Here is a 24,157-nt window from a genome sequence, read left to right as displayed (position 1 = left end):
TCGCGGGACGGCAGTGCCAATGCCGGGCCATGGTTCGGACCAGGGTTGACCACACATGCTCGTCAACCATCTTCCGCATCGTTTCGACAAACGTGTCGCGTATCCTTCCCACCTCCGCTGACCGAGTTAGCCAGATTGACTTCCAGCTCACGGGCTGCCGTCTCAAGGAGTCGCTTGAACTCTTCGGAGATCACGCCATCTGCGCGCATCACGATGGCGATTAGTGGATCACTAAGAGCTTCGGATATCGTTAGCTCATCGTTCTTTTCGGCAGTTGCGCCAACGGAGCAATAACATCCCGAGGAAAATAGCACTTTCATGGACGTACCTTACATTCGGCGTGTTCGGAGAGAGAACGCAGCTCGGCCTGATGGCTCTTGAGGTTCAATATCCATCGGCGTCCCCGTGCGATCGAGTGTCTCGAAAGGCATTTTTGGGCAATCTGCGACACGGCAAGGCCGACGACCGATGGGTTGTGGACGGTGGCCGGTGGGGCGTGAAAGGCGTCGTCGGCTGTGACTTGGGTGGCGCAGTGGCAGACGGGACATGCGTCCTCATGCACCGCGACCAAGGGACCTGCCATGCGGTAGCCTGCCGAGCGGCCCACATGCAGATGGGGCGGCAGGCCGGCTTCCGATGTTAGGCAGACCGACAGGAGATCTTGGGCCGGACGAGAACCGTCGCCGGCGAGAATGAAGAACGGATTGTTAGCGTAGTCTGCGATTAGCCGTAGCGCCGAGGCGCCTTCCGCAAATTCCGGCAGCGCGAAGACATTCGCCGAGAAACGCGCGGCCAGATGGGTCGCCAGCCTGTCTGTCTTCAGCCAGCCGAGATTCGCCTCGCTCGCCCATGGGAGATGGTTCAAGTTGTTCTCGTCGATACGTTCCGCATCGACGAGAAGGAAATGGCGCGCGCCGAGGGCCGCAAGCTGGATGGCAATCTGCGAGCCCAAGCCGCCGCATCCGATGATGACGAAGTCGATTTCGCGAAACCGTGCGAAGTCGCGTCGCCGATGGCAACGAGGCGTCAGGAAGGCGTCGTGGTGATTAGTTGCGGCGGCGACATACTCGTCCTCCGCCGGCATATCGGAAGCCTTCAGTGAGACGCCGCATGCAGGCCTAGTAACAGTGGGGCTCTGTTCCTCGACAGCATCGGTACTATTGCCGGCAAACAGAGCCCCCCTGCCGCGCGACCCAAGGTTGTGGGCGAAGAAGTTCGGAAAATCGACGGGCGCACGGACCGCCGCTGACAATCGTCTAGACCGATAATTGATCATCACATTGCCTCCATTTCACTGGGCGCGATTCCGTGGATCGTCGCGGCGTAGCGACCGTAGTCCTTGCCCACCGCATAGTCGGCGGCCTTCGGGATCACGTGGAATTTTCCGTTGTACCAGAGGCTGATATTGTCGCCGCTGTCATCGATCTGTCGCCGGCCCATCCGAGGATCGATCGGCTCCTTGCCGCGCAGGAGCATCTGTCCGATATCCCAGGCTTGGCGATCGAGAACTCGCTGGCGCTCGGCGAGATGGGCCTGGCGGTGCGCGACAGGCTCTTCGGCAAGCAACTGGCCCACGAGCTCTAGGATCCGGCCACTCCAGGAAGGAATGGCGGCGATGTCTGGGAGGTCGAGGAGGACATCGCCGCCGAGACGTTCGATCCCTTTCCGAGCGATGTCGATGAGCGGGACTTGCCGCGCGGCATAGGCGATTATGAATGCCGTTTTCCGGGCGCGGCGCTCAGGATCCGCCTCGGTGGATAGGCATGCCATGCGCATGGCGCACTCCCAGGGAATGGTGTAGGCCGTATGCAGGATGCTCTCGAGCGTCTGTAGGTCGTTTTTGTATGGGGAAACATATTGGAACTCCCCAGGCAGGGATGCCGCCGCCGAGGTCGTATAAAACCCAAGCAGGATATTCGCCGCCTCGTGAAGCAGTTGGGCTGCGGTCGCGGCATGATCGCCGTCGCGCAATCTCTCTCTGGAAAGAGCGATGAGCGCGCTGCCCGGCAATTCGTTCGAACTCGAAAAGGAACACTGCGGTTCGCGCCGCACGCCAACGTGAAGCGTGTGCAGGCCGGCGATCAGATGCTGATGGCCGCACTCGTCAAATTCCGCGATTAATGCGAAAGCCTTCTCCAGATGGTCGGCGATGCGATCCAATTCCGCATCGTCCGTGATGGGGCGGTCGGGCCTGGGATAGTCCGGCATGCATTGGCGGATGAGGGCTTGCATGATAGGGCTTCGCGCCGCGCTTTCGATGCGGACGAGGCCGATGCCGCAAGAGAGCCGGCACGCCGGCTGACGTTCGAGGTCAAGATCCGATGCGATCAGATCCGGCTGCAGATAACCGCTGACGACTTGCACATCGGGGCGGGCTGCCTGCCATTCCAGACTGCGCGCGAGCCCGCCCATCCAGGCTGCAAGCGCGGATGAACGGTAGGGGTCGGCACCGACCGGTCCGGCAACCGCTGGCGGAAGCTCCAGCAGACGAGTGTATCCGCCATTTGCAAGATCGGGGAAATAACCTGCCAGCGCCTCTATCCCGACCGAACAATCGGCGAGCTTGGAAGCCGCCGCAAGTGTGCGGCCATACTGGAAGCGTCGCTTCAAAAGGTTGCGCGTTGCCACGCGCTGCAGGGAGACGGTGCTTACCATCAGGGGATTGCGCTTGAGCAGGAGACGCGCCTCATCTGCTAGTTCTTGTATACGGGACGCGGACATCGGCAGGCTCCGTGGGTTAGTCTTCGGACGGATCAAGGTTCCATCTCAGGCGAAAGTGCCCGAGTTCGGGACGGCTTCGTCCGGCATCGGAACGTCGCGCGTCGTCGGTTGAGAGGCACTATTCCCCAAGGGCGTCATTCGCCCGCCAGTTCCGCGTTAAAAATCCGTAAAAATGACGTAAACAAAGAAAAAGCCTCCGATCGAGGAGGCTTAAATTTGGAAACGCATGCGCAGCGGTCAGATCGCCAGAGCCGCCTGTACCGCCGCCCGCGCATTCGGCAGGCCTGACCCGAAGAAATAGGCCGCTTCGAGAGCGTCCTCGCTTTCTGCATTCATGCAATCCGCCGTCAGTTTCCTCGTTCCGGGTGCGACAATGGCGTCCAGGCGGGACGCGGCTTTCAGAATGGACTTGACATGAGGACCCGAGAGGCGGTCACCGGGATTGTGGCGGCTCTTGTAGGCCCGCTGAATCAGGGCGCATAGCCCCCCCACCTGCGCCGACGCGCCGGAGGTGCCCCCGAAGGTGGTGTAGTATCCTCCACCGGTGCCGGGATTGGTTCCGAACGGCACGATCGCCGACCATGGATCGGAGCCGTGATCATAGCCGAAAATCCCCGACAGGTCCGTCGTCAGAAGCGAGAAGTGCGAATAGTAGTATTCCCGCATTCGAAAAGCACTGTAGTCGTGCTGTGCGGCAAATGGAGAAAGCCGGTCGAGGCGCAACTGATGCCGGTTGAAGACCTCACCGTCGTCGGAGGGAGAGACAACCGTCAATCCTTCGCCGTAATTGCTGTAGCCCGAACGGAAACCTTCGACGGTAACGGCCCCGACGGCGATGATGCCGTTGTCGTCGGCGGCAAGACTTGCCGGATAGATCAGCTGGCTCTCGCCACTGTTTCCCGCGGCGCAGACGATCGGAATGTGCCGACTGATGGCGAGGATGAGCTGTTTGAGGATATGCCACGGGCGATCCGGATTGGAGCCTTTCTGCGCAGCCTTCGGCTCCAGTTCAGGCTCACCCTGGTCGGCGAGGGCAATGCGCGTGAAGAGATTGGCGGCATCCTGGTTTTTCCACAGTTCCAAGTCGGCCTTCAGCTCATTCTTCGGATCAACGATGCTGCGTTTTGGATCCGGCAGACCACGCGGTAAGACGATCACGTCCGCCTTCTGATGATAGGCATAAAGAAAGGCAGCGATGAACTGCCTGACATCGTCTTCGAAGGACGTCCTGATAGAGATGATCCTTGAAAAAGGGTCAACGCCGAAATAGGGGATGACATTGCGATTACCGCTCGTACGCAACTCGTCGCCATTGCCGTAGAAGGCTCCCTCCGGTGGAGCGCTTGCTGTGCCTTCTTCCGCAACAACGGCGGGTTCGCCGACGATCAGTCCTGCGCAGCACGTACCATGTGATGCAAAAAGCGATTCCGGATTGTAGAGCCGCCGGAGAACACCCTCCGACGTGGCATATTCGGCAACCAGGTCACTGAGATAATCCCGGTCGTCATTCGAAAGGCCGATATTGCCGAGCGGAGCGATGTTGAGCCCGGCAAAGAAGGCATGTTTTTCTTCACGGTCAAACGACGTAGTCGTATCGAGTATCTCGAGCACGCGCGCGCCGTAACGATGGGTCGTCAAATCGATTGACGCTTCCCGGTCAAGCCGGGTTGCCAGATTAGGATGGTCCGGTGATACGCCGACATCGATCAGCGCGACCCGCGCGGGACGCAACGGGCCGGCGGAAGCGATGGCATCCCAGACCGTGCCGGTGATGAGGGGATCGGGGAGCGCGCGTGCGGCGCTCGCATCGAGCGCGAGTGGAGCAGGCGGAGCTGATCCGTATTCCGCGTCGACCACACCAAGCGCAGTCAGGTGCCAGAGATAATAGTAGTTGATCGGCGCGGGCTTAGGCATTTGTGATTGATCCGTCATGTTCATGATCCCTGTTGTGCAACTGGCGAATTCAGACCCATTCGTCGTGTACGGCCTGGAATAGAGGACCGAACGCGTCGTGGAGGTAGGGAGCGAAGCGTCGGGCGAGATCTCGCCCCGCCTGCGTGTCGCTGGGATAGTGGAGGCCAGCCCATTCACGGTTCTCGGCGACGTTCTGGGCGATGCGGGCTAGCTCGTCGGTGGCCGGATGTTCCGGCAGGATCGTCGAGAACGCGAAGGCGATCGAAAAGCACTGGAACGAGTGGTTGCTGGGATAGGACGCGTGGACCGGCACGGCCAGCAACGGCCGCAGCATGGGCTCGAACTGATTTGGCCGCAGCCGGTTGAACTGGCTCTTGTAGATCAGCCCGACATATTCGCAGGCCGTCAGGACCGCCTGGAAAAGGCCTTCCGTCTGCTCAAAACCGCTGAGATCCTCGATATGCAATACGCGGGTGAATTCCGCCACGGAGATCGTCGACTCGATTTGGATATCGGGCAGGCGCCGCACACGTTCGCGGTCACGGCGTTGCATGGAGAGCAGTACCGTCGTCTCGAGACGGGTATAATCCGGGCCGGGTGGCGGAAGTATATCCAGCACTTCCCAAGTGAAGCGCCGCGCCGCGGTATAGGCGTTGCGTGACGGCTGCTGGTGCAGCCTGCGCAGCTCGAAGTAGGGGATAAGCTGCGACACGCCGGGGCTGGCGCCGTCCATGGGCGACTTATTCTTATTCTTATTTTTGTTTTTGTTTTTGTTCAGCGACGCCTTGTTGAGCACCGACTTGTTCGCCACGCTCTTGTTGAGGACCGAGGCGACGGCCATCGTCGCCATCATGGGTCCGGCCAGGGGCGATGCATCCTCATCCGTGCCGAGGAAAAGCGCAGGTGCGGAGGCTGCATCAGGCGCAGCCTGCGATGCACCGGCGAGAGGATCAGCGCTGGCATCGTCCCTGGGCTCGCACGGAAGGACCGTATCCGGCTCAATCCTGAATTTATATCTGTTTAGAAATAAAACAATTTTTGATTGCGATTCCTGGATAGTCTCCGCTTCCATTGCAGCCTCCTTGCGCGATGATATGAAGAATTGTCCTGGGTTCAGCGCAGCTTGGCGCCTGCCTTGAGCAGGCCGTCGATCAAGATCTGGCCGCCGCCTGTGTTGAGCAGCGGATAGCCGCTGCCGCGTAGGGCATTGATGGAGAAGCCGCCCTCGACCACCTCAAGACGCTGCAGGTAATGGCGCGCGCCGCCGAGATCGCCGGAATGGGCATGACTGGAGGCAAGATAGCGCAGCAGGCTGTTGAAGTTCGGCCGTGACCGCAGGGCTTCTTCACCTGCAGCTATGGCTGCGGCATGATCGCCTGCAAGCGCTGCTGCAATGCATTTGGTCGTATCGAAGTAGTATCTATGTGGGCTGTAGACGCCGAGCTCTTGTACCCAACGCGCCATGGCCACGGCTTTATCGGGCTGGCCTGCATAGCAATGAAGCATGGCGTAGAGATCCCAGCTGAGCGGCAGAGCCGGGTTCAGGCGGATTGATTTTTCGAACAGGTTAGCCGCGTAGTCATATTCGCCGAACAGGAACGAATGGACGTGGCCGACGAGCGCGAGCGACACGGAATTCTGCGGATCGAGCTCCAGCGCCTTGCGCGCATAGACCTGGGCTTCCTCGATCAGATGCGCGTCGAGCGCGTTGAAACGTTGGCCGACCTGGAAAGTTCGAATGAATGACAGCCAGGCAAACGTCGATGACCGCGGCTGATACTGGATCTGTTCTTCCAGGCGCCGCTCCGCGTTATCTAAATCGCCGCGGGACAGCCGAAAGATCGCATTGACGGCGTCGATCAGGAGGCCGTCTTGCGACAGTCGGCCATCGTTTGCCTGAGTCTCCTGGAAATAGGCCAGCTGATCAACGGTCTGGCTGATCAACGCAGCAGCGGTACCGAACTCGCCTCGCTCAAACTGCGTGCGGCTGATTGCCTGACTGCCCAGCCAATGAATACGGTTGTTGATCAGGTGCTTCATCACCAGTTCGATCAGCACCATGTCACCGTCAAACGTCAGGCGAAGCTGTAGAAATATCGGAAGGCTGATCTGCTGTTCGCGCTGTTCAATATCCGGCAAGGTGAAGGAGAGGTCGGTGACGCCAATGCCCAGTCCATCGATGATGGCTTTTGCAATGAGGTTTTGGAACCGTGTCGCAGCAATTTGTCCGCCCTCTCCGGCACCCACCACGATGGGGGACTGAAGGGCCATGATCCATTGCCAGCCACCGTCGCCTGGCCCCCGATATGAGTTGCTGCTGGCGATTTCCAGGGCTTTGCCTTGTCTCGGCCTATCCGGGGCGCCTGTTAATGGCAGCAGGGCGGAATGTTTGGCGATATCGCGGCTCGGCTGCTGTCGCGGCTCGAATACATCGTGGACTTGTCCTTCATCGAGCCGGCGATACCAGTTCTGCCGTTCCAGCGCCAACCAGTCCTCGAACTCCGGATCGCGGATGTCGATACCTTCGAGCAATTCGTCGGTGATTTGGTCGGCCGACCGCTCCATCCGAACCACCAGGTCGGTGTCGAGTACGAGTCGATCCATATCCAGCCAAACGGTATTCTTGTCCGCGATCAAAAGATCACGTGCCGCTCCCAAAGTCTTATGAATGTCCAAAAGGGCCTGGCGCAGACTAGCTGCCGCCTGGTCGTCGGAGCGATCGCTCCACAGCTTGTCCCTAAGCCAGATTCTCGAGCGCGAGCCTCGAGCGGACAACGCAAGCATCGCCAGAAGAGCCTGGGCTTTTTTGGATTTCGGAGTAACCGGCCGCCCTCCAGCGTCCACAAGGGCAAAAGGCCCGAGCAGGAACATCCGAAACGGATTTTGCTCCTTGTCCATGCGATCCACAGGCCCCGCCCCCGTTGCCTCCGACGCGCTCGTTTGGCAGCCCGAAGACCTAGCATCCGCAAACCAGTCTGCCATAATTGCGGCGCCTGGCAAGCCACCGGGAAGGGAAATTGGGATTCCGAAAGGCATATTGACGCTTTGGCGATGGTCGAACTGAAGCATAACCGGCTGAATTCCTCTGGGTAATTTCGCAAACCGGCCGTAGCACCCCGCCGTCAAAGCAGCGTCAAAGGAGAGACACCCCCCAGACGCGCTCGGCGAAATAGGTCGCTCCGTCACGCCCGTCGATTAGATCGCGGATGATGGCTTCAAGCGCGCGTGAACCCCGCTTGGCCGCATGAGTGCGACCTGCGCGTGCGACCGGTCAAGGACCTGTGCTTCCACTGGATGCCGTTCGCTCACATAGCTGTCGAGCAGACCAACCGGCGCATCGCCGCGGATCGTGGCAGCCAGCTTCCATCCCAGGTCCATTGCGTCTCAAGCCCTAAGGTTAAGCCCTTTCCTCGACGTCTTCATAGAAGTTCTCGAGCGCAATGCGGCCCGCGGCGGTAGAAGGCTTCGATGGTGGGCGCGAAAAGGCCGCGCACACCCGCCTTCCGCCATTGGCTGGCCGAAATCTACCACGGTTGTGCGACAGTATGGAGATGCGCGATAAAGCTTCAGTCTGAAAATAGTACGGGTGAGAGAAAATGGATTCTGGCGATGCGGTTCATAAAGCAAATGCGAGCTGCGGTTCGTCTTTCTCATCATCATGGTCGAGGGACGAGAGGGTCACGCCCAGCAGTCGGATTCCTTTTGGAACAGGAAACATCGGCAACAGCAACAGCTCCACAATGGCAGCGATTTCGGCCGCGCTCGTAGCCGGTACGGCTGCGGTCTTGCTCCTGGTGATCTGCGTGAAATCTCCCCACTTCACCTTCAGCGTCACGGTCTTGCCGCGAATGCCGTTGGTCTCGCAATAGCGCCAGACCTTGTCGATCAATGGCTGCAGGGCGGCGCTGGCGGCCTCCACATCATGAATATCCTCCCGAAAGGTATCCTCGGCGCCGATGGATTTGCGGACGCGATCCGGCTTGACCTCGCGCTCGTCGATACCGCGGGCGATCCAGTAGAAATATGGCCCCGATTTCCCGAACTGCTGCTGCAGGAAGGCGCGATCGCGGGCTTTCAGATCGGCGCCGGTCTCAATCCCGAGCCTCAGCATCTTCTCAGCTGTCGCGGGTCCGACACCGTGGAACTTCTTGACGGGCAGGGCCTCGACGAAGGCTGGACCCTGCTTCGGCGTGATGACAAACAATCCGTCGGGCTTGCGCTGGTCGGAGGCCATCTTGGCGAGGAATTTGTTGTACGAAACACCGGCCGATGCTGTAAGCCCGGTCTCGGCCCTGATCCTGGCGCGGATTTGCTCGGCGATCTCGGTTGCGAACTCCATGCCCTTGAGGTTTTCGGTGACGTCGAGATAGGCTTCGTCGAGCGACAGCGGTTCGATCAGGTGCGTGTAATCGGAAAAGATCGCATGAATCTGCTCCGATACCGCCCGGTAGACGTCGAAGCGGTGTGGCACGAAGATCAGCTCTGGACATTTGCGCCTGGCGGTCACCGAGGGCATCGCCGAATGGACACCGAATTTGCGTGCCTCGTAACTGGCGGCGGCGACCACGCCCCGCGCCTCCGGATAGCCGACGGCGACCGGTTTGCCGCGGAGCGCCGGATTATCGCGCTGCTCGACCGAGGCATAGAACGCGTCCATGTCCACATGCAGAATCTTGCGCACGCCGCCGGCAGGGGAGGGAACCGCGTCGGCTCCGCTCCTGCCATCGCCTTCCGGCTCCCGCGCGATCAACATGTATTTCCTTTCACTTTACGGCTATCCATCTTATCCGAACCTGCGCCGGGATTGAGCAGCAGTGAGCGAACGATCCTGGCATCGTGAACGACCACCCTCTCTGCCGCCCATCGAAATTTGCGGATGGGATCGTGCTCAACCCAGAAGAGTCGCTCGAGGGTTGATTGACTCCTGTTCGGTTTAAGAACAAATAGGGAACATAGCAGCAGTTTCTACCGTTGCAAGCCCGAGGAGGTGCCATTTCGCATGCGTGACCGCGCCGTCAACACTATCATCGCCGAGCTGCGCGAACGCATCGAGCGGCTGGAGGGCGGGGTGGTTCGTGGTCGGGCGACACTTCCATTCGCCGTTCCGGCGATCGACCGCCGGCTGCCGGGAGGCGGGCTGGCGCTGGGTGCGCTGCATGAGGTTGCTGGCGGCGGCAATGGCGCGATCGATGGCGCCGCGGCAGCACTGTTTGCCGCCGGGATCGCGGCGCGTACCAAGGGCAAGGTGCTCTGGTGCGTCACACGGCCGGACCTCTTCGCACCGGCACTTGCCCAGGTGGGCCTGCTGCCTGGGCGGGTCATCTATGTCGAAGCGGGTGACGAGAAGGCACTACTCTCCTGCATTGAGGAGGGACTGCGCCATGGCGGGCTTGGCGCTGTCGTCGGCGAACTGGCACGGCTTTCGATAACAGCGTCCCGCCGGCTGCAGCTTGCCGCCGAAAGTTCAGGCACGATCGGCATCGCCATCCGCCGCTGGCGGCGGCAGACCGAGGCTTCCGACTTCGGGCAACCGACCGCATCGGTTACACGCTGGCGCGTCTCGGTGTTGCCGTCTTCTCCCTTGCCGGTTCCAGGCGTCGGCCGCGCCCGCTGGCTGCTTGAACTTATCCGCTGTCGCGCCGGTGAAAGTGCTGATTTTGAAGTGGAGGCCCCAGATGCCAAGGGTCGTATCGCTCTTCCTTCCGATGTGGTCCACGGATCGCCTCAGACGGAGATTGGGCGACGCCGCGCCTCCGCCTGAGACGCCGCTCGTCCTAATCGGCCGCCAGCAGAGGCGGCGCCTCGTGCTGGCCGTCGATCAGGCAGCACGCGCGGCCGGCTTGCGGATCGGGATGCCGGCAACCAAGGCGCAGGCACTGGTGACCGGCCTCGTCGTCATGGATGCGGATCCGGCCGCCGACACCGAGGCGCTCGAACGTCTGGCGCTTTGGGCGCTGCAACGCTATGCGCCGATCGTTGCCGCCGATCCGCCTGACAGTCTGGTGATCGACACGACCGGCGCCGATCACCTGCATGGCGGCGAGGAGCTGATGCTGTCGGGCATGGTCAACCGCTTCTTCGCCTCGGGCATTGCCGCACGCGCGGCAGTCGCAGACACCTGGGGTGCCGCCCATGCCAGTGCGCGATTCCGGGCCAACCCGACGCTTGTCGTTCCGCCGGGTACGCAGGCTGACGTCATCCGAGATCTGCCGATCGCCGCGCTGCGGGTCGACCCAGCCATCGTCGATGGTCTTCGGGTTCTCGGCTTCAACACGGTCGGCGAACTTACGAGCCAGCCGCGCGCCCCGCTGGCCCTTCGCTTCGGGCCGGAACTCGGCCGCCGTCTCGATCAGGCGATGGGACGGATCGCCGAGCCGATCGATCCGGTGCGCACGCCGGAGCTGGTCGAGGTCCGCCGTGCTTTTGGCGAGCCGATCGCCGCGGCCGAGACAATCGCGCGCTATACCGCCAAGCTCGTCGACCAGCTCTGTCACGCGCTCGAGGAAAAAGGTCTCGGCGCCCGCCGCGTCGATCTCTTGTTCCACCGCGTCGACAGCTCCTATCAGGCCATCCGGGCCGGAACCGCGACGCCGATTCGCGACGTCAAGCGGCTGACGCGGTTGCTCACCGACCGGATCGAGACCATCGAACCCGGCTTCGGCATCGAGATCATGTCGCTGACGGCGACCCATGCCGAACCGCTCGTCGCGCGGCAGGTGATCTCGTCGCTGGTCGAGGAACCGGAAGCCGATGTTTCCGGGTTGATCGACATCCTTGGCAACCGCATCGGCGAGAGGCGGCTCTATCGTTTCGCGCCGGTTGCCAGCGATGTGCCCGAGCGTTCCGTTACCCGCGTGGCGCCGATGACCCCGGACAATGGCGAGACCTGGCCGGATCACTGGGCGCGACCGGCCCGGCTGCTTTTGCATCCCGAGCCGATCGAGACGATGGCGCTGTTGCCCGATCATCCGCCAGTCAGTTTCACCTGGCGTGGCACGCGACGCCGCGTCAAGCGTGCCGATGGCCCCGAGCGTGTCTTCGGCGAATGGTGGAAGAGGGATGCTGAACTGGTCGCGGTCCGGGACTATTTCCAGATCGAGGACGATGCCGGCGAGCGCTACTGGATCTTTCGCGCCGGTGACGGTGAGCACAGCGAAACCGGCAGCCACAAATGGTTCCTCCATGGGATATTCGGATGACGGCAACTGAACGATATGCCGAACTGCAGGTCACCTCGCACTTTTCGTTCCTGCGCGGAGCGTCCTCCTGCGAGGAACTGTTCGCGCGGGCGGCCGGACTCGGCATTGAGGCCTTGGCGATCGTCGATCGCAATTCGCTCGCCGGTATCGTCCGCGCTCATCAGGCGGCCAGGGATACCGGCGTCCGGCTGATCGTCGGCTGTCGCCTTGATCTCACCGACGGTCTGTCGGTGCTTGTCTATCCGACTGACCGGCCGACCTATGCGCGGCTCTGCCGTTTGCTGTCGCTCGGCAAGAAACGCGCCGGCAAGGCGAAATGCCGCCTCGATTGGGCAGATCTCGTCGCCTATGGCGAGGGGCTGATTGCCGTCTTCATCCCGGACCACGCCGATGAGACCTGCGCTCTCAACCTGCGTCGCCTGCGCGAGGCCTTCGGTGATCGCGCCTATCTGGCACTGACGCTGCGCCGAAGGCCGAACGATCAACTGCGTCTGCACGAACTGTCGAACATGGCGGCGGCGGCGCGGGTGCCGACGGTGGTGACCAATGACGTGCTGTTTCACGATCCCGAGCGACGCATCCTGCAGGATGTCGTCACCTGCATCCGCCACAACATCACCATTGATGATGCCGGCTTTAGGCGTGAACGGCATTCCGATCGCTATCTAAAACCACCGGAAGAAATGGCGCGGCTCTTTAACCGCTATCCGGAGGCGCTTGCCCGCACCATCGAAATCATGGAGCGCTGCCGTTTCTCGCTCGATGAACTCGCCTATCAATATCCGGAGGAACGCTCGCATCCGGAACTGACACCGCAGCAGACGCTGGAGCAGCTCACCTGGGAAGGGGCGGCTGAGCGTTATCCCGAAGGTCTGCCGGACAAGGTGCGGGGGAACCTCGAGCACGAGCTGCGACTGATCGAGAAGCTCGAATACGCACCATACTTCCTGACGGTGAACTCGATCGTCCGCTTTGCTCGCTCAAAGGACATTCTCTGTCAGGGCAGGGGATCGGCTGCCAATTCCGCTGTCTGTTATGTGCTTGGCGTTACCTCAATCGACCCGGACCGCAACGACCTGCTGTTCGAGCGCTTCGTTTCGGAACAGCGCCGCGAGCCGCCCGATATCGACGTCGATTTCGAGCACGAACGGCGCGAGATCGTCATGCAATGGGTGTTCGACACCTATGGTCGCGACCATGCTGCTTTGTGTTCGACCGTCATCCGCTATCGCTCGAAGGGGGCTGTCCGCGACGTCGGCAAGGCGTTAGGCCTGCCGGAGGATATGACGAAGATGCTGTCATCGCAGGTCTGGGGCTGGGGCGAGGATGTCGGTGCCAGGCATGCCGAGGATCTCAATCTGAACCTTGGCGACCGGCGCCTGCGCCTGACACTGGATCTCGCCCGGCAACTGATGGGCGCTCCGCGCCATCTCTCGCAGCATCCCGGCGGCTTCGTGCTTACCCGTGACCGCCTCGATGAACTCGTGCCGATCGAGCCGGCGGCGATGGTCGACCGCCAGGTGATCGAATGGGACAAGGACGACATCGACATCTTGAAATTCATGAAGGTCGACTGCCTGGCGCTCGGCATGCTCTCCTGCATGAAGCGCGGCTTCAATCTGCTTGCCGAGCATAAGGGCATCACTGTCGATCTGGCGACCATCCCGGCGGAGGATCCACGCACCTATGCGATGATCAGAAAGGCCGACACACTTGGCACTTTCCAGATCGAAAGCCGGGCGCAGATGTCGATGCTGCCGCGGATCAAGCCACGCACCTTCTATGACCTCGTCATCGAGGTGGCGATCGTCCGCCCCGGCCCGATCCAGGGCGACATGGTGCATCCCTATCTTCGTCGCCGTGAGGGCAAGGAGAAGGTGGATTATCCCAAGCCCGAACTGGAAAAGGTGCTCGGCAAGACGCTCGGTGTGCCGCTCTTCCAGGAGCAGGCAATGCGCGTGGCGATTGAATGCGCCGGTTTCACGCCGGGAGAGGCCGATCAGTTGCGCCGCGCCATGGCGACCTTCAAGCATACCGGTGGGGTATCGAAATTCGGGCAAAAACTGATCGCCGGCATGGTGGCAAACGGCTATGAGCCGGAATTTGCGGTAAAGACGTTCAAACAGCTCGAAGGCTTCGGCAGCTACGGATTTCCGGAAAGCCACGCGGCCTCCTTCGCGTTGATCGCCTACGCGTCCTCCTGGCTGAAATGCTGGCATCCCGACGTTTTCTGCGCCGCTCTCCTCAATGCCCAGCCGATGGGTTTTTACGCACCGGCCCAGATTGTTCGCGATGCCCGCAATCACGGCGTCGAGGTGCGCCCCGCCTGCGTCAACTTGAGCCGCTGGGATTGCACGCTGGAGCCGACGGATGACGAAGACCGGTTTGCCGTACGGCTGGGGCTACGCATGGTCAAGGGTCTTGCCAATGCCGACGCCGCGGCGATCATCACCGCACGCGCCGGCCAGCCCTTCGTCTCGGTCGATGATCTCTGGCGCCGCGCTGCGGTGCCGGCAGCCTCTCTGGTTCAGCTTGCCGAAGCGGATGCGTTTCAGCCTTCGCTGAAACTTGCCCGGCGCGAGGCGCTCTGGGCGATCAAAGCGCTGCGCGACGAGCCGCTGCCACTGTTTGCCGCCGCATCGGCTCGGGAGAACGCGACCGTGGTGGAGATCGATGAGCCGATCGTGGCGCTCAGGCCGATGACGGCAGGCGGCGAGGTGGTCGAGGATTATGGTCATGTCGGGCTGACACTGCGGAGCCATCCGCTGTCGTTCCTGCGTGCCGATCTCAACCGCCGGCGTATCGTCACTTGCTCAGAAGCGATGCAGGCGCGCGACGGCAAGTGGCTGGAGGCCGCCGGCCTTGTTCTCGTCCGCCAGCGGCCGGGCTCCGCCAAGGGTGTCATGTTCATCACGCTTGAAGACGAGACCGGCATCGCCAATCTCGTCGTCTGGGTGAAAGTGTTCGAGAAGTATCGCAAGATCGTTCTCGGCGCCGGGATGATCGGCGTCTATGGCCGCATCCAGCGGGAAGGGGACGTCGTGCATCTGGTCGCCCACCGGCTGACCGATCTGTCAGCGGAACTCGCAAGCGTTGGCGATCGGGACATGGCATTTCCGTTGCCGCATGGGCGTGGCGACGAGTTTCATCATGGTGCGCCGAGACCCGATCCACGCGGGTTGTCGAAGGGGCTGCGTCCGAGGGATATCGTGGATCCTTATATGCATCTCGACGCGATCAAGGTGAAGACGCGGGATTTCCGGTGAGGGCAAAGAGAGGCCTGGTTCGAATTCCATCAAGGCGATGTAGATGGCGCCCGCAGAGAAAAGGCAGCACCGGTAGAGCGGTGACTGTTCGAGGTTTATGCGAGATCGGCGGACAATTTTGAATCTTACGCGATCTTCACGGAAAAATCGCTTGCCGTCATCATGCTTACGTGTCGACTACTGGGAAGCGGTCCCGGCTTCAGCCGGGCGGCCGTTCGGACCGTGAGTTTCCTGCGCCCTCAACACCGACGTTTCAGCTAGACCATCATCGAGACCATCATCGAGACCATCAAGAAATGACCATCTCGCCTCCTTTTCTCGGCTTTCCCGATCGCCTCGCCGACGGCCGCAGGCCGCGTGCCGTGATCTTCGGAGCCGGTCACGGCAGCACCTATCGCGGCAAGGACAGCAGCGGCTACGCCTTGGCCGCCGACGCCATCCGCGCGGCAAGCCAGGACGATGCCGCGCTCGTCGACCACTGGGATTTCGATCTCGCCGGCTCGCTGTTCGACGGCAAGCCGGCCTGCTGCATCGACGCCGGCGATATCCCGACCACCATGCATGACAATGCCGGCAACCAGGCCCGGATCGAGGCGAAAACGCGCGAGGTCCTGACATTGCCGGCCGTACCGATCCTCCTCGGTGGCGACGATTCCGTGCCCATTCCCTTCCTCGCCGGCTTTGCAGATCACGGGCCGGTCTGGATCCTGCAGATCGACGCCCATATCGACTGGCGCGACGAGTTGCATGGCGAACGCTACGGCTATTCGAGCCCGATGCGCCGGGCAAGCGAGATGCCGCATGTCGTTGGAATCGTGCAAGTCGGTCTGCGTAGCGTCGGCAGCGCGCGCGTTGCCGACATCGAAGCGGCGCGGCATTATGGCAGCCGCTTCGTGACGGCCCGCGAGATTCACGCCCAAGGCGTCGAAGCCGCTCTCCGGCATATTCCGGAAGGAGCGCGGGTCGTGGTCACTCTTGATTGCGACGGCCTCGATCCCAGCATCATGCCGGGCGTGGCGGCGCGTACGCCCGGCGGCCTCACCTACACGCAGGTGATCGACCTGATCGCAGGCCTTGGCAGGCGCGCCAGGATCGCAGGATTCGACCTTGTCGAGCTCTATCCTCCCGCCGATATCGACGGCCTGTCGGCGCTCATCGCCGCGCGCCTTCTCGTCAACGCGATCGGCGCCATTGTCCGGCAGATTTGAAATCGGGTTCCTGTCGCAGCGCTAACCTGAATATCGATGCGCTATCCCGCACGGGCGGATCGATGTATTCGTATGGAACGAATCGCTGCTTCGGTCTGCCGGCATATGGAAACTTCGCTTTACTTGCCCGTCAAAGGCTTTCTCGAGAAGGCAGGTTATATCGTCAAGGGCGAAGTTGGCGGCTGCGACATTGTCGGCCTCAGTATTGACGATCCGCCTGTTGTCGTAATCTGCGAGTTAAAACTGAGCTTCAATCTGGAGCTCATACTGCAGGCCGTCGACCGGGCTGCCGTTTCAGATGAGGTATGGATCGCCGCCAGGGTTTCAGCCAAGGGCAAAGGACGGGAGGCCGACAAACGGTACCGTGACCTATGCCGCAGGCTCGGCATCGGCATGCTCGGCATTTCCGATGCCGGCGATGTCGGCATTATTGTCGGTTCCGTATCGCCGATGCCGCGAAGCAATCCGAAACGGCGTTCGAAGCTCATGCGCGAACACCAGAGACGGCGCGGTGATCCAGCACTAGGTGGGAGCACACGCGCGCCAGTTATGACGGCGTACCGCCAGCAGGCACTCGGCTGCGCAGCAGCACTGGCGTCAGGACCGTTGCGCGTGCGTGAAATCAGATCCAGCGTACCGGATGCCGGGAAGATTTTGCTTTCGAATGTCTACGGCTGGTTCGAACGGCTCGACAGAGGCGTCTACGGCTTGACAGACGCTGGACGGGAAGCACTCCAGCGATGGCCGCAGCCGGACTGCAGGCCGATCAATAGCCAACCCGGCCTTACTTTCGCTCAACAATAGACCTTATGCCCCCGAATCGAAAACATAGTCTATCGTTCGAGTCCGCTTAAGACTGTGGGATCAAATCCTGCCCCCGCAACCACTGATACCGACACTCCTGCGCCAGCCCGGCCGGGAGTGTTCTGTTTTTGGCCCGCCCATTCGAGGATAGTGCCGAGGTCGCCATGCAGCGTCGCGGCGATCTCGCCGCGCTTCGGGCCGGGCGTGAGCGCGATGCGGTCGATCAGGGCACGGATCGCGTCGGACATTCATCCGAACCTTGCCAATCTCAATCGCCGCCGCGTGGAGCGCGTGTCCGACGCCCTCTGCGGTTCGCTTCCGTTCAAGGCGAGGGATGCACACAGTCGGTTTCCCGAAAAGAGCCTGTCGCCGCATTGAAAGGCGACTCGGCTATGGTCACCCCATCTTGAGATGATGCCCAAGGAACGGGAAAGATCGGGTGTCGCCCTAATCCCACAGATTGGCATTCTTCGGAAAACCAGGGCGCTGTACACGCACGACGCAGAAGCGTTGGCCAGTGGGGGCTTGCATCACCACCCAGCGCTCCAGCCGGTTCACGACTTTTGCTCCAAGCTTCTCAAGGCGCGCGACTTCCGCGGGAATGTCATCGGTCTCAATGTCTATATGGACACGGCTCTCGTGGTCCACCTGCTGGATTTGCACGATGGGTTCATCGGGCGGCGTCGCCAGCATTCGGTAGCTGTCGCGGCTACCCGGGTGGTTGAGGTCTACTGGGCGACCCAGTGCCTCAGCCCAAAAGCCAGCGGCGGCATCGACGTCAGGCATCTTACAATCGATCAGCAAAGCACACAGGCGGGAATAGTGCATGTCAGTCCCTCCATCGGTCGTTCAATTCATGTCCAGAGAATAGACGCATTTGCCGAAAATCGTCCAGAAGACTGACGAGGTGACGCGGATGTTCAACACACCCGAAATGACCACCTTAAGAACGCAGCGATGGCGCGATCGACTTTTGCCGCCGTCGAGGAGACGTTTGTAGAAACGCGCGAACGGACCTATATTGGCCCGATCGGTACGTATCGCCAAATCTCCAACCTGTTCGCCCGCCTCACCCTCTGGACGGAGTCTTTTCGGCCTAAATCGACAGCGGCATAACCGCCGCCGGCGAATGATAATCTCGCACCTAATTACTTAACCTTTTCAATACCGACCATCAGGATATCGATCGCGTTATCGACGTGTTTGGACAACTGTGCGTCAGTTGGCATCGGCTGATTGAAGAGAAGACGTCCCATTTGGAGTTCCGTGAGGATCATGCCGTGAAACTGTCGAGCAAGCGATCCTGCATCGCCGCTAACGATAAGTGAGTCCTCCTGCAAGCGCACAAAGAGCCTGCTCAGCCCCAGGTAATCGCGACGGAAGTGGCGGCGCTCCTTCGCACGCTCCCCCGCCCTTTCTTACTATCGATCGCCAACAATCCTTCTCCGCGAGGTTCAGGCACACGGCACCTGTGCCGCGAACCAATGCTACCAGTTGACCACGCTACGTAGCGTATTGTATCTACCTGATCCGTTTGGCACAATTTGCCGCGTGCCAGATTGGTGCCAATTGCATCATCGGGCTAGGGCCGGTCCGCGCCACTCAGGGGCTCGGGTCTCGCCGTCCAATCGTCCGTGGAGGTATTCCCATGACCGCGCCCGCCGCTGATACGGATCGCCCGTTGGTCCTGGTCGTCGATGACGACGATGAGGTGCGGATGTCGCTTCAGGAGCTCATGCTGTCCGTTGGTCTCGACGTCAGCTGTTACGCCTCGCCGCGCGAATTGCTGGAATCGGAGTTTCCCGAGCGGCCAGGCTGCCTGGTGCTCGACGTTCGCATGCCCGGATCGAGTGGTCTCGACCTTCAACATCAACTCGCTTCAAGGGGAAACGCAAAGCCCATCATCTTCCTCACTGGCCATGGCGACATTCCCATGTCGGTGCAAGCGATGAAGGCTGGAGCCATCGACTTCCTCACAAAGCCGGTTCGCGACCAGACTTTGCTCGATGCAGTGATAGCCGGTATCGAGCGGGATGTCGCACAGCGGGCACAAGCCCAGACGGTTAAGCAGCACGTCGAGCGGTTCGCGACCCTGACGCCTCGCGAACGGCAGGTCCTGCGCGAAGTCGTGCACGGCCGGCTCAACAAGCAGATCGCCTTCGAACTCGGCATCAGCGAGATCACTGTCAAGCTCCACCGCAGCAATGTAATGCGCAAGATGCGGACGATTTCAGTGGGGGAGCTCATCCGCGCCTGGGACGCTCTGCCCGCAGACCTTCGCGAAAAGCCTCAACCATAGACTTTGTATGGTTACGATGTTGAGCGGATTCAGCGAGACCTTAGGGAGCCGGCCTGGGGGCGCAGCAGCAACAAAGACCATCTATTTGTTCGAGTCGCCCGTCATTGCGGTCGTTGACGACGACGGCGGCGCGCAGTTCCTATTCTCGCTGCCGGTTTCCGTCCTGAATCTGACGGAGCAGATGCCTTGATTGCATGTGTTTCTGGCCTGCGGCCTCTCAGGCCGTATTGAGTCCAGGCGACAGGAGGTGGTCCCATGAGATACACACTGGACTGCCTCCCGCCTGATGGTCAAAGACGTCGGTCAGCGGCGGCAAACACGTGGCGTAGATAGCCGATTGCATGGCCGACTGCCGCACGCATGGCCGGAATTTGTGCGATCGGATTCAACATCACGGAATCGTGGATCGTGCCGTTGTACCTGAGCGAAGTGACGCGGCCGCCGGCCTGCGCCAGCTTGCGCCCATAGGCTTCGCCTTCGTCGCGCCGGACGGCGTTCTCATTGACAATCAACGGTTAGGAGCGTCCTCACTTGCGCGGGCTGTCGCTCCGGCCGCCATGTGCCCACACCTGGCGCTCGTCGGCTATCTGCACGCACGTCGAACCCAGCCCGTGCCGGAAATCGCAACCTCAGGCTCGTTTCGATGAGGATTGCCAATCACCTAGTATATCCGACCTGTACTTCGGCATCGGATGGCCAACGCTTCCGTTCGATAGGCTAGCGCGCCGGACTGACGCATTCTCCTCGGCATAGATCCAACGACCACAAGGGAGAAAGCAAGTGCGAGATATCATGAGAGCCCTGGCGCTCGCCGCAGCAATTGGCGTATCAGGCAGCGCGCTCGCGCAGCCGGCGGATCCGCAAACGAAGCCGACGATCGTGCTTGTGCACGGGGCTTTCGCGGAGTCTTCGAGCTGGAACGACGTCATTAGCGAATTGAAGCGAGACGGCTACACGGCCATCGCAGCGGCCAATCCGCTTCGCAGCGTTGCCGGAGATGCGGCGACAGTCTCCGCCATCGTCCGTTCGATCTCCGGACCGGTCGTGCTGGTAGGCCATTCCTATGGCGGGCCGGTCATCACCGAGGCTGCCAACGGCAACGCCAATGTGAAAGCTCTGGTCTACGTCGCCGCCTTTGCGCCGGAGACCGGCGAATCCAGCCTTACGCTCTCGGAGAAGTTCCCAGGCAGTACGTTGGCGGGCGCGATCGCTACGATCGCCCTGCCGGATGGGGGCCAGGATCTTTACATCCAGCCGGATAAGTTCCGTGTCCAGTTCGCCGCAGATGTTTCCGAAGATCAGGCCAAGCTGATGGCGGCGACCCAGCGGCCCGTGACGCAGGCCGCCCTTGCCGAACCTTCGGGCGTCGCCTCGTGGAAGAAGCTTCCTTCCTACATGGTCTACGGTTCGGAGGATCGCAATATCCCGCCGACTATGATGAGCTTCATGGCGAAGCGCGCACATGCGGTGAAGGCAGTGGTCGTCGAGGGAGCATCCCACGCGATCATGGTTTCACATCCCGACGCGGTCGCCTCGCTCATCGAGGAAGCCGCATCGGCAAAGTGAATATCTGGCCGGCCGCAAGGGCCGGCATTCCGTCAGCAACGCAATATCGGAACGCAAAACAGGAGAAACGACATGAAAATCGTCGTCATCGGTGGCACCGGGCTGATCGGGTCTAAGACCGTGGAGAGGCTGCGTAAGAAAGGCCATGAAGTCCTGGCCGCATCGCCGAATTCAGGCGTCAACACCATAACCGGTGAAGGTCTGGCCGAGGCTCTTGCCGGCGCGCAAGTGGTCGTCGATCTGGCGAACTCGCCGTCATTCGAGGAAAAGGCCGCTCTGGAGTTTTTCGAGACATCCGGGCGTAATCTCTTCGCAGCTGAAAAGGCAGCAGGCGTTCGTCATCACGTCGCACTGTCCGTCGTCGGCACCGAGCGGCTGCAGGAAATGGGCTATTTCCGCGGCAAGATGGCTCAGGAGAAGCTGATCAGGAGCTCCGGAATTCCCTACACGATCGTTCACGCCACGCAGTTCTACGAATTCATAGGCGCCATCGCCCAATCCGGAACCACGGGGACGACTGTTCGACTGTCGCCGGGCGCCCTGCAGCCGATTGCAGCCGATAATGTCGCCGATGCCATGGCCGACGTGGCCCTGGCAGAGCCCTTGAACGGCATGATCGAAATCGCCGGTCCGGAGCGGGCACCTCTCAGCGAATTCGTCACGCGCTTTTTGAAAGCGACGAACGACCCGCGCAACATCGTGGTCGATCCGCATGCCCGCTATTTCGAGGTGGAGATCGACGATCGGACGCTCGTTCCGGACGAGGGAGCCCGTCTCGGGGCAATCCGCTTCGAAGAATGGCTCAGCCATTCCACACAACAGAAATAGTCAGTTCCAAACGAAGATCCTCTCGGTTCACCGATCCGTCGGATCGAAAACCGTTGGCCAGACATGGAGATGAAAATGATCAAGGCACTCCTGTACGCGGTGACGCTAGCCGCCGCTTCCGTGACCGCAGCAATGGCTAATGATGAGGCGGCAAACGTAAAGGTCGTCTACGACCAGCCGCTTCCAAACGTGCCCGGCAAGAGCATCAAGGGCGTACTCGTCGAATACGAGCCAGGCGGCACTTCGCCTGCTCATACGCATCCGAACTCCGCCTTCATCTACGCGACGGTTCTCGAAGGGGCGATCCGGAGCCAGGTCAATGACGGGCCGGTGGTCACCTATAAGACCGGCGAGAGCTGGTCGGAATTTCCGGGTGACCGCCACAGCGTCAGCGAAAATGCCAGCACGACGGAGCGTGCTCGCTTGCTTGCCGTGTTCGTCCTCGACGCGAACGAGACCAACCTGGCGACCTACGAGAAATGAGTTCAACACAAGGAGAAAGCGCATGAACGCCAGGCAAAAGGAAACGTTGCCGCGCCGCGCGTGAACTATGCGGAGCTGACGCTTGCTGGTCATGTCGAAGCGGCGTAGGCCCTACAGTGCCACTTCGGCCGTGCCACCCACGCCAAGAGATGGTCATCATGCTACAGGGACATCTTGATAAACTCGCGAGCGATCCTCTCGCCTGGCTCATCCTCCTCGGGCTGGCTGGAATAGTCGTATGGTATCTGCTCTCGCCTCGACGTGCGAACCTCCGGCTGGTCGTGCAGATCGCCTTCTTTGCCGCGATGACCGCGGCTCTTATCGAGAGCGATATTTCGCCCGGCCGATTTCAAGACTATCGATTTGAAGACACTCGAGCGATCTTCGTCATCGTGGCGAAACTGCTGTGGTGGCTTCATCTGGCATGGGCCATCATCGGCTTCGTCCGCATCTATCTCGTTCTTGAAGGAAGGCCGCGCGAAGCCCGCCTTCTGCAGGATATCGTCGTCGGACTGGTCTATCTGTGCGTAATGCTATCGGCTCTCGCCTTCGTGTTCGGCGTTCCGATCGGAACGCTGGTTGCTACATCCGGCGTGATTGCTATCGTCCTCGGTCTGGCGCTCCAAAACACCCTCGGTGACGTCTTCTCGGGCATCGCCCTCACGCTCGGGCGCACCTACTCTTTGGGCGATTGGATTCTCCTTGCGGACGGAACGGAGGGACGCGTCATTGCCAGCACATGGCGGTCGACACACGTTCTCACCGTGGCAAACAATGTCGTCGTTCTGCCCAACGGCGTGCTTGCCAAACTCGGATTGACGAACATCAGCCAACCCGATGAAACGCATCTCCTCAGAATGACCGTCCGCGTCGCACCGACCAGAATGCCCTCCATCATTGAAGACGTTATGCAGTCGGTTTTGGCCGGCTGCAATTCGATCGTCAAGGAGCCGCCTCCACAGGTGGCGCTGAAGGGCGTGGACGCTGTCGCCCTGGAAATCGAGCTGCTGTTTCGGGTGACGAGCCCGTCGCTGCGGACGCAAGCCCGAAACGAGGTGATCGATCTGTTTTATCGCCAATGCAAATCCGCCGGACTGCTGTTGGCGATGCCACCGTCGGCAATCGCGTTTATGAACGAACTGCCGACGGAGGAGGGCGCCAGGCCGCCTGAGATCACGCCGCTTAGCCTCATTGAAGCGATTCCGGTTTTCTCACACCTGACGAAGTCCGAGAAGGAACTCCTGGCACAATCAAGTGCGGTCCGCGAGTTTCAGAAGGGTGAGATCATCGCTCATCAGGGTCAAACGCTGCCCTCGCTGATGATTATTCGTGCCGGGATCGTCGCAATGCGGAACGACGAGCAGGAACAGAGACGTCTTTCGCCCGGAGACTTCTTCGGCGAGACGGGCCTGCTTGCGGGAATGGGCGAGGTTTGCACGCTGCAGGCGCTCACTCCTGTCACTGTCTACGAGATCGATCAGCAGAGCTTCGCGCCGCTGCTCGAGGCCCGTCCGGCGATAGCAGAGAAGATAGCTACAACGCTCGCCGCCCGTGCCGATGACGTCCGTCATCTGCCCCTACCCGCAACAGGGCAGGAGCGGAGCGCCCGCGCGCTCCTTAAGGCAATACGGGCGATCTTCCGCAACTGACATCTCCTGTGCCAGGATGCTTCTTGAGGGAGTTGATCGTTGCTGCGGCGCGTCGGCGCAGTTTGAGGCGCGAGAACCTATTCCTCAGGACAGGTATTTTTGTCGCTTGGTTCCAGGTACTCTGCTCACGCAGGAGCGCCGGGCCTGTTTCACGAAGAGAGGCACAACACCATGAAGCGTGGTGGGATTAAGTTTGAGTATGATTAGGTCAGCCGGGATG

The 24,157-nt window shown here is 60.9% G+C and carries 20 protein-coding genes and 2 pseudogenes; 10 read left to right on the top strand and 12 right to left on the bottom strand.

Annotated elements, in window-relative coordinates:
- Window positions 1-62: 62 nt before the first annotated feature.
- From N2599_RS33000 to dinB, 8 genes and pseudogenes are all read right to left on the bottom strand, one after another.
- The gene (locus tag N2599_RS33000; protein WP_084606689.1) at window positions 63-320 is read right to left on the bottom strand and encodes a hypothetical protein; all 258 of its coding nucleotides are present in this window, start codon (window positions 318-320) and stop codon (window positions 63-65) included.
- Window positions 317-1,276, bottom strand: coding sequence for a ThiF family adenylyltransferase (locus tag N2599_RS32995; protein WP_027513215.1), 960 nt, complete (start codon window positions 1,274-1,276; stop codon window positions 317-319). Before N2599_RS32995 ends, N2599_RS33000 begins: the two co-directional genes overlap by 4 nt.
- The gene (locus tag N2599_RS32990; RefSeq protein WP_027513216.1) at window positions 1,276-2,721 is read right to left on the bottom strand and encodes an aKG-HExxH-type peptide beta-hydroxylase; all 1,446 of its coding nucleotides are present in this window, start codon (window positions 2,719-2,721) and stop codon (window positions 1,276-1,278) included. The genes N2599_RS32995 and N2599_RS32990 overlap by 1 nt, the downstream gene beginning before the upstream one ends.
- Before the next feature lie 237 nt (window positions 2,722-2,958).
- The gene (locus tag N2599_RS32985) at window positions 2,959-4,653 is read right to left on the bottom strand and encodes a S8 family serine peptidase (protein WP_027513217.1); all 1,695 of its coding nucleotides are present in this window, start codon (window positions 4,651-4,653) and stop codon (window positions 2,959-2,961) included.
- A gap of 31 nt (window positions 4,654-4,684) precedes the next feature.
- Window positions 4,685-5,707 (bottom strand): phosphatase PAP2 family protein, encoded by a 1,023-nt coding sequence (locus N2599_RS32980; protein ID WP_027513218.1) that lies wholly within the window; start codon window positions 5,705-5,707, stop codon window positions 4,685-4,687.
- A 41-nt stretch (window positions 5,708-5,748) separates the two neighbouring features.
- Window positions 5,749-7,704 carry an SARP family transcriptional regulator gene (locus N2599_RS32975; RefSeq protein ID WP_027513219.1) on the bottom strand — a complete coding sequence of 652 codons (1,956 nt, stop codon included), beginning with the start codon at window positions 7,702-7,704 and terminating at the stop codon, window positions 5,749-5,751.
- Between the two features lie 70 nt (window positions 7,705-7,774).
- Window positions 7,775-8,045, bottom strand: a pseudogene (locus tag N2599_RS32970) (FAD-dependent monooxygenase); the annotation flags it as partial.
- A 206-nt stretch (window positions 8,046-8,251) separates the two neighbouring features.
- Entirely contained in the window at window positions 8,252-9,388 is a 1,137-nt protein-coding gene (gene dinB, locus N2599_RS32965) for a DNA polymerase IV (protein WP_027513221.1), read from the bottom strand.
- A gap of 246 nt (window positions 9,389-9,634) precedes the next feature.
- On the opposite strand from dinB, the gene N2599_RS32960 reads away from it, so the two are divergent.
- The 5 genes from N2599_RS32960 to N2599_RS32940 all read left to right on the top strand — a co-directional run bounded on the left by N2599_RS32960 (window position 9,635) and on the right by N2599_RS32940 (window position 17,112).
- Window positions 9,635-10,396, top strand: a complete 762-nt coding sequence (locus N2599_RS32960; protein WP_027513222.1) for an ImuA family protein — start codon at window positions 9,635-9,637, stop codon at window positions 10,394-10,396.
- Entirely contained in the window at window positions 10,311-11,834 is a 1,524-nt protein-coding gene (locus N2599_RS32955) for a Y-family DNA polymerase (RefSeq protein WP_027513223.1), read from the top strand. Before N2599_RS32960 ends, N2599_RS32955 begins: the two co-directional genes overlap by 86 nt.
- Window positions 11,831-15,100, top strand: coding sequence for an error-prone DNA polymerase (locus tag N2599_RS32950; protein WP_027513224.1), 3,270 nt, complete (start codon window positions 11,831-11,833; stop codon window positions 15,098-15,100). Before N2599_RS32955 ends, N2599_RS32950 begins: the two co-directional genes overlap by 4 nt.
- Window positions 15,101-15,396: 296 nt before the next feature.
- On the top strand, window positions 15,397-16,308 hold the full coding sequence (locus N2599_RS32945) for an agmatinase (RefSeq protein WP_027513225.1): 912 nt from the start codon (window positions 15,397-15,399) through the stop codon (window positions 16,306-16,308).
- Window positions 16,309-16,413: 105 nt separating this feature from the next.
- Window positions 16,414-17,112 carry a DUF2161 domain-containing phosphodiesterase gene (locus N2599_RS32940; RefSeq protein ID WP_037143820.1) on the top strand — a complete coding sequence of 233 codons (699 nt, stop codon included), beginning with the start codon at window positions 16,414-16,416 and terminating at the stop codon, window positions 17,110-17,112.
- A 29-nt stretch (window positions 17,113-17,141) separates the two neighbouring features.
- Here N2599_RS32940 and N2599_RS32935 read toward each other — a convergent pair whose 3' ends face one another.
- The 3 genes from N2599_RS32935 to N2599_RS38035 form a co-directional block, all read right to left on the bottom strand.
- On the bottom strand, window positions 17,142-17,360 hold the full coding sequence (locus tag N2599_RS32935; RefSeq protein ID WP_027513226.1) for a hypothetical protein: 219 nt from the start codon (window positions 17,358-17,360) through the stop codon (window positions 17,142-17,144).
- A gap of 199 nt (window positions 17,361-17,559) precedes the next feature.
- A complete protein-coding gene (locus tag N2599_RS32930; RefSeq protein ID WP_027513227.1) occupies window positions 17,560-17,940 on the bottom strand; it encodes a VOC family protein in 381 nt (126 codons plus the stop codon).
- 320 nt (window positions 17,941-18,260) lie between these two features.
- Complete coding sequence (locus N2599_RS38035) at window positions 18,261-18,458, bottom strand: TetR/AcrR family transcriptional regulator C-terminal domain-containing protein (RefSeq protein WP_027513229.1); 198 nt, start codon at window positions 18,456-18,458, stop codon at window positions 18,261-18,263.
- Between the two features lie 302 nt (window positions 18,459-18,760).
- On the opposite strand from N2599_RS38035, the gene N2599_RS32925 reads away from it, so the two are divergent.
- Window positions 18,761-19,411 carry a response regulator transcription factor gene (locus N2599_RS32925; protein WP_037143803.1) on the top strand — a complete coding sequence of 217 codons (651 nt, stop codon included), beginning with the start codon at window positions 18,761-18,763 and terminating at the stop codon, window positions 19,409-19,411.
- Window positions 19,412-19,701: 290 nt separating this feature from the next.
- Here N2599_RS32925 and N2599_RS32920 read toward each other — a convergent pair.
- A pseudogene (locus N2599_RS32920) lies at window positions 19,702-19,923 on the bottom strand (lipase); the annotation flags it as partial.
- 280 nt (window positions 19,924-20,203) lie between these two features.
- On the opposite strand from N2599_RS32920, the gene N2599_RS32915 reads away from it, so the two are divergent.
- The 4 genes from N2599_RS32915 to N2599_RS32900 all read left to right on the top strand — a co-directional run bounded on the left by N2599_RS32915 (window position 20,204) and on the right by N2599_RS32900 (window position 23,937).
- Complete coding sequence (locus tag N2599_RS32915) at window positions 20,204-20,977, top strand: alpha/beta fold hydrolase (RefSeq protein WP_037143805.1); 774 nt, start codon at window positions 20,204-20,206, stop codon at window positions 20,975-20,977.
- Between the two features lie 72 nt (window positions 20,978-21,049).
- Window positions 21,050-21,805, top strand: a complete 756-nt coding sequence (locus N2599_RS32910) for an SDR family oxidoreductase (protein WP_027513234.1) — start codon at window positions 21,050-21,052, stop codon at window positions 21,803-21,805.
- 75 nt (window positions 21,806-21,880) lie between these two features.
- The gene (locus tag N2599_RS32905) at window positions 21,881-22,288 is read left to right on the top strand and encodes a cupin domain-containing protein (protein ID WP_027513235.1); all 408 of its coding nucleotides are present in this window, start codon (window positions 21,881-21,883) and stop codon (window positions 22,286-22,288) included.
- Window positions 22,289-22,446: 158 nt separating this feature from the next.
- A complete protein-coding gene (locus N2599_RS32900) occupies window positions 22,447-23,937 on the top strand; it encodes a cyclic nucleotide-binding domain-containing protein (RefSeq protein WP_027513236.1) in 1,491 nt (496 codons plus the stop codon).
- Window positions 23,938-24,157 lie beyond the last annotated feature (220 nt).

This window comes from Rhizobium sullae (assembly GCF_025200715.1).
In the GTDB taxonomy this organism is placed as follows: Bacteria; Pseudomonadota; Alphaproteobacteria; order Rhizobiales; family Rhizobiaceae; genus Rhizobium; species Rhizobium sullae.
This window is presented reverse-complemented; position numbering and strand designations above follow the sequence as displayed.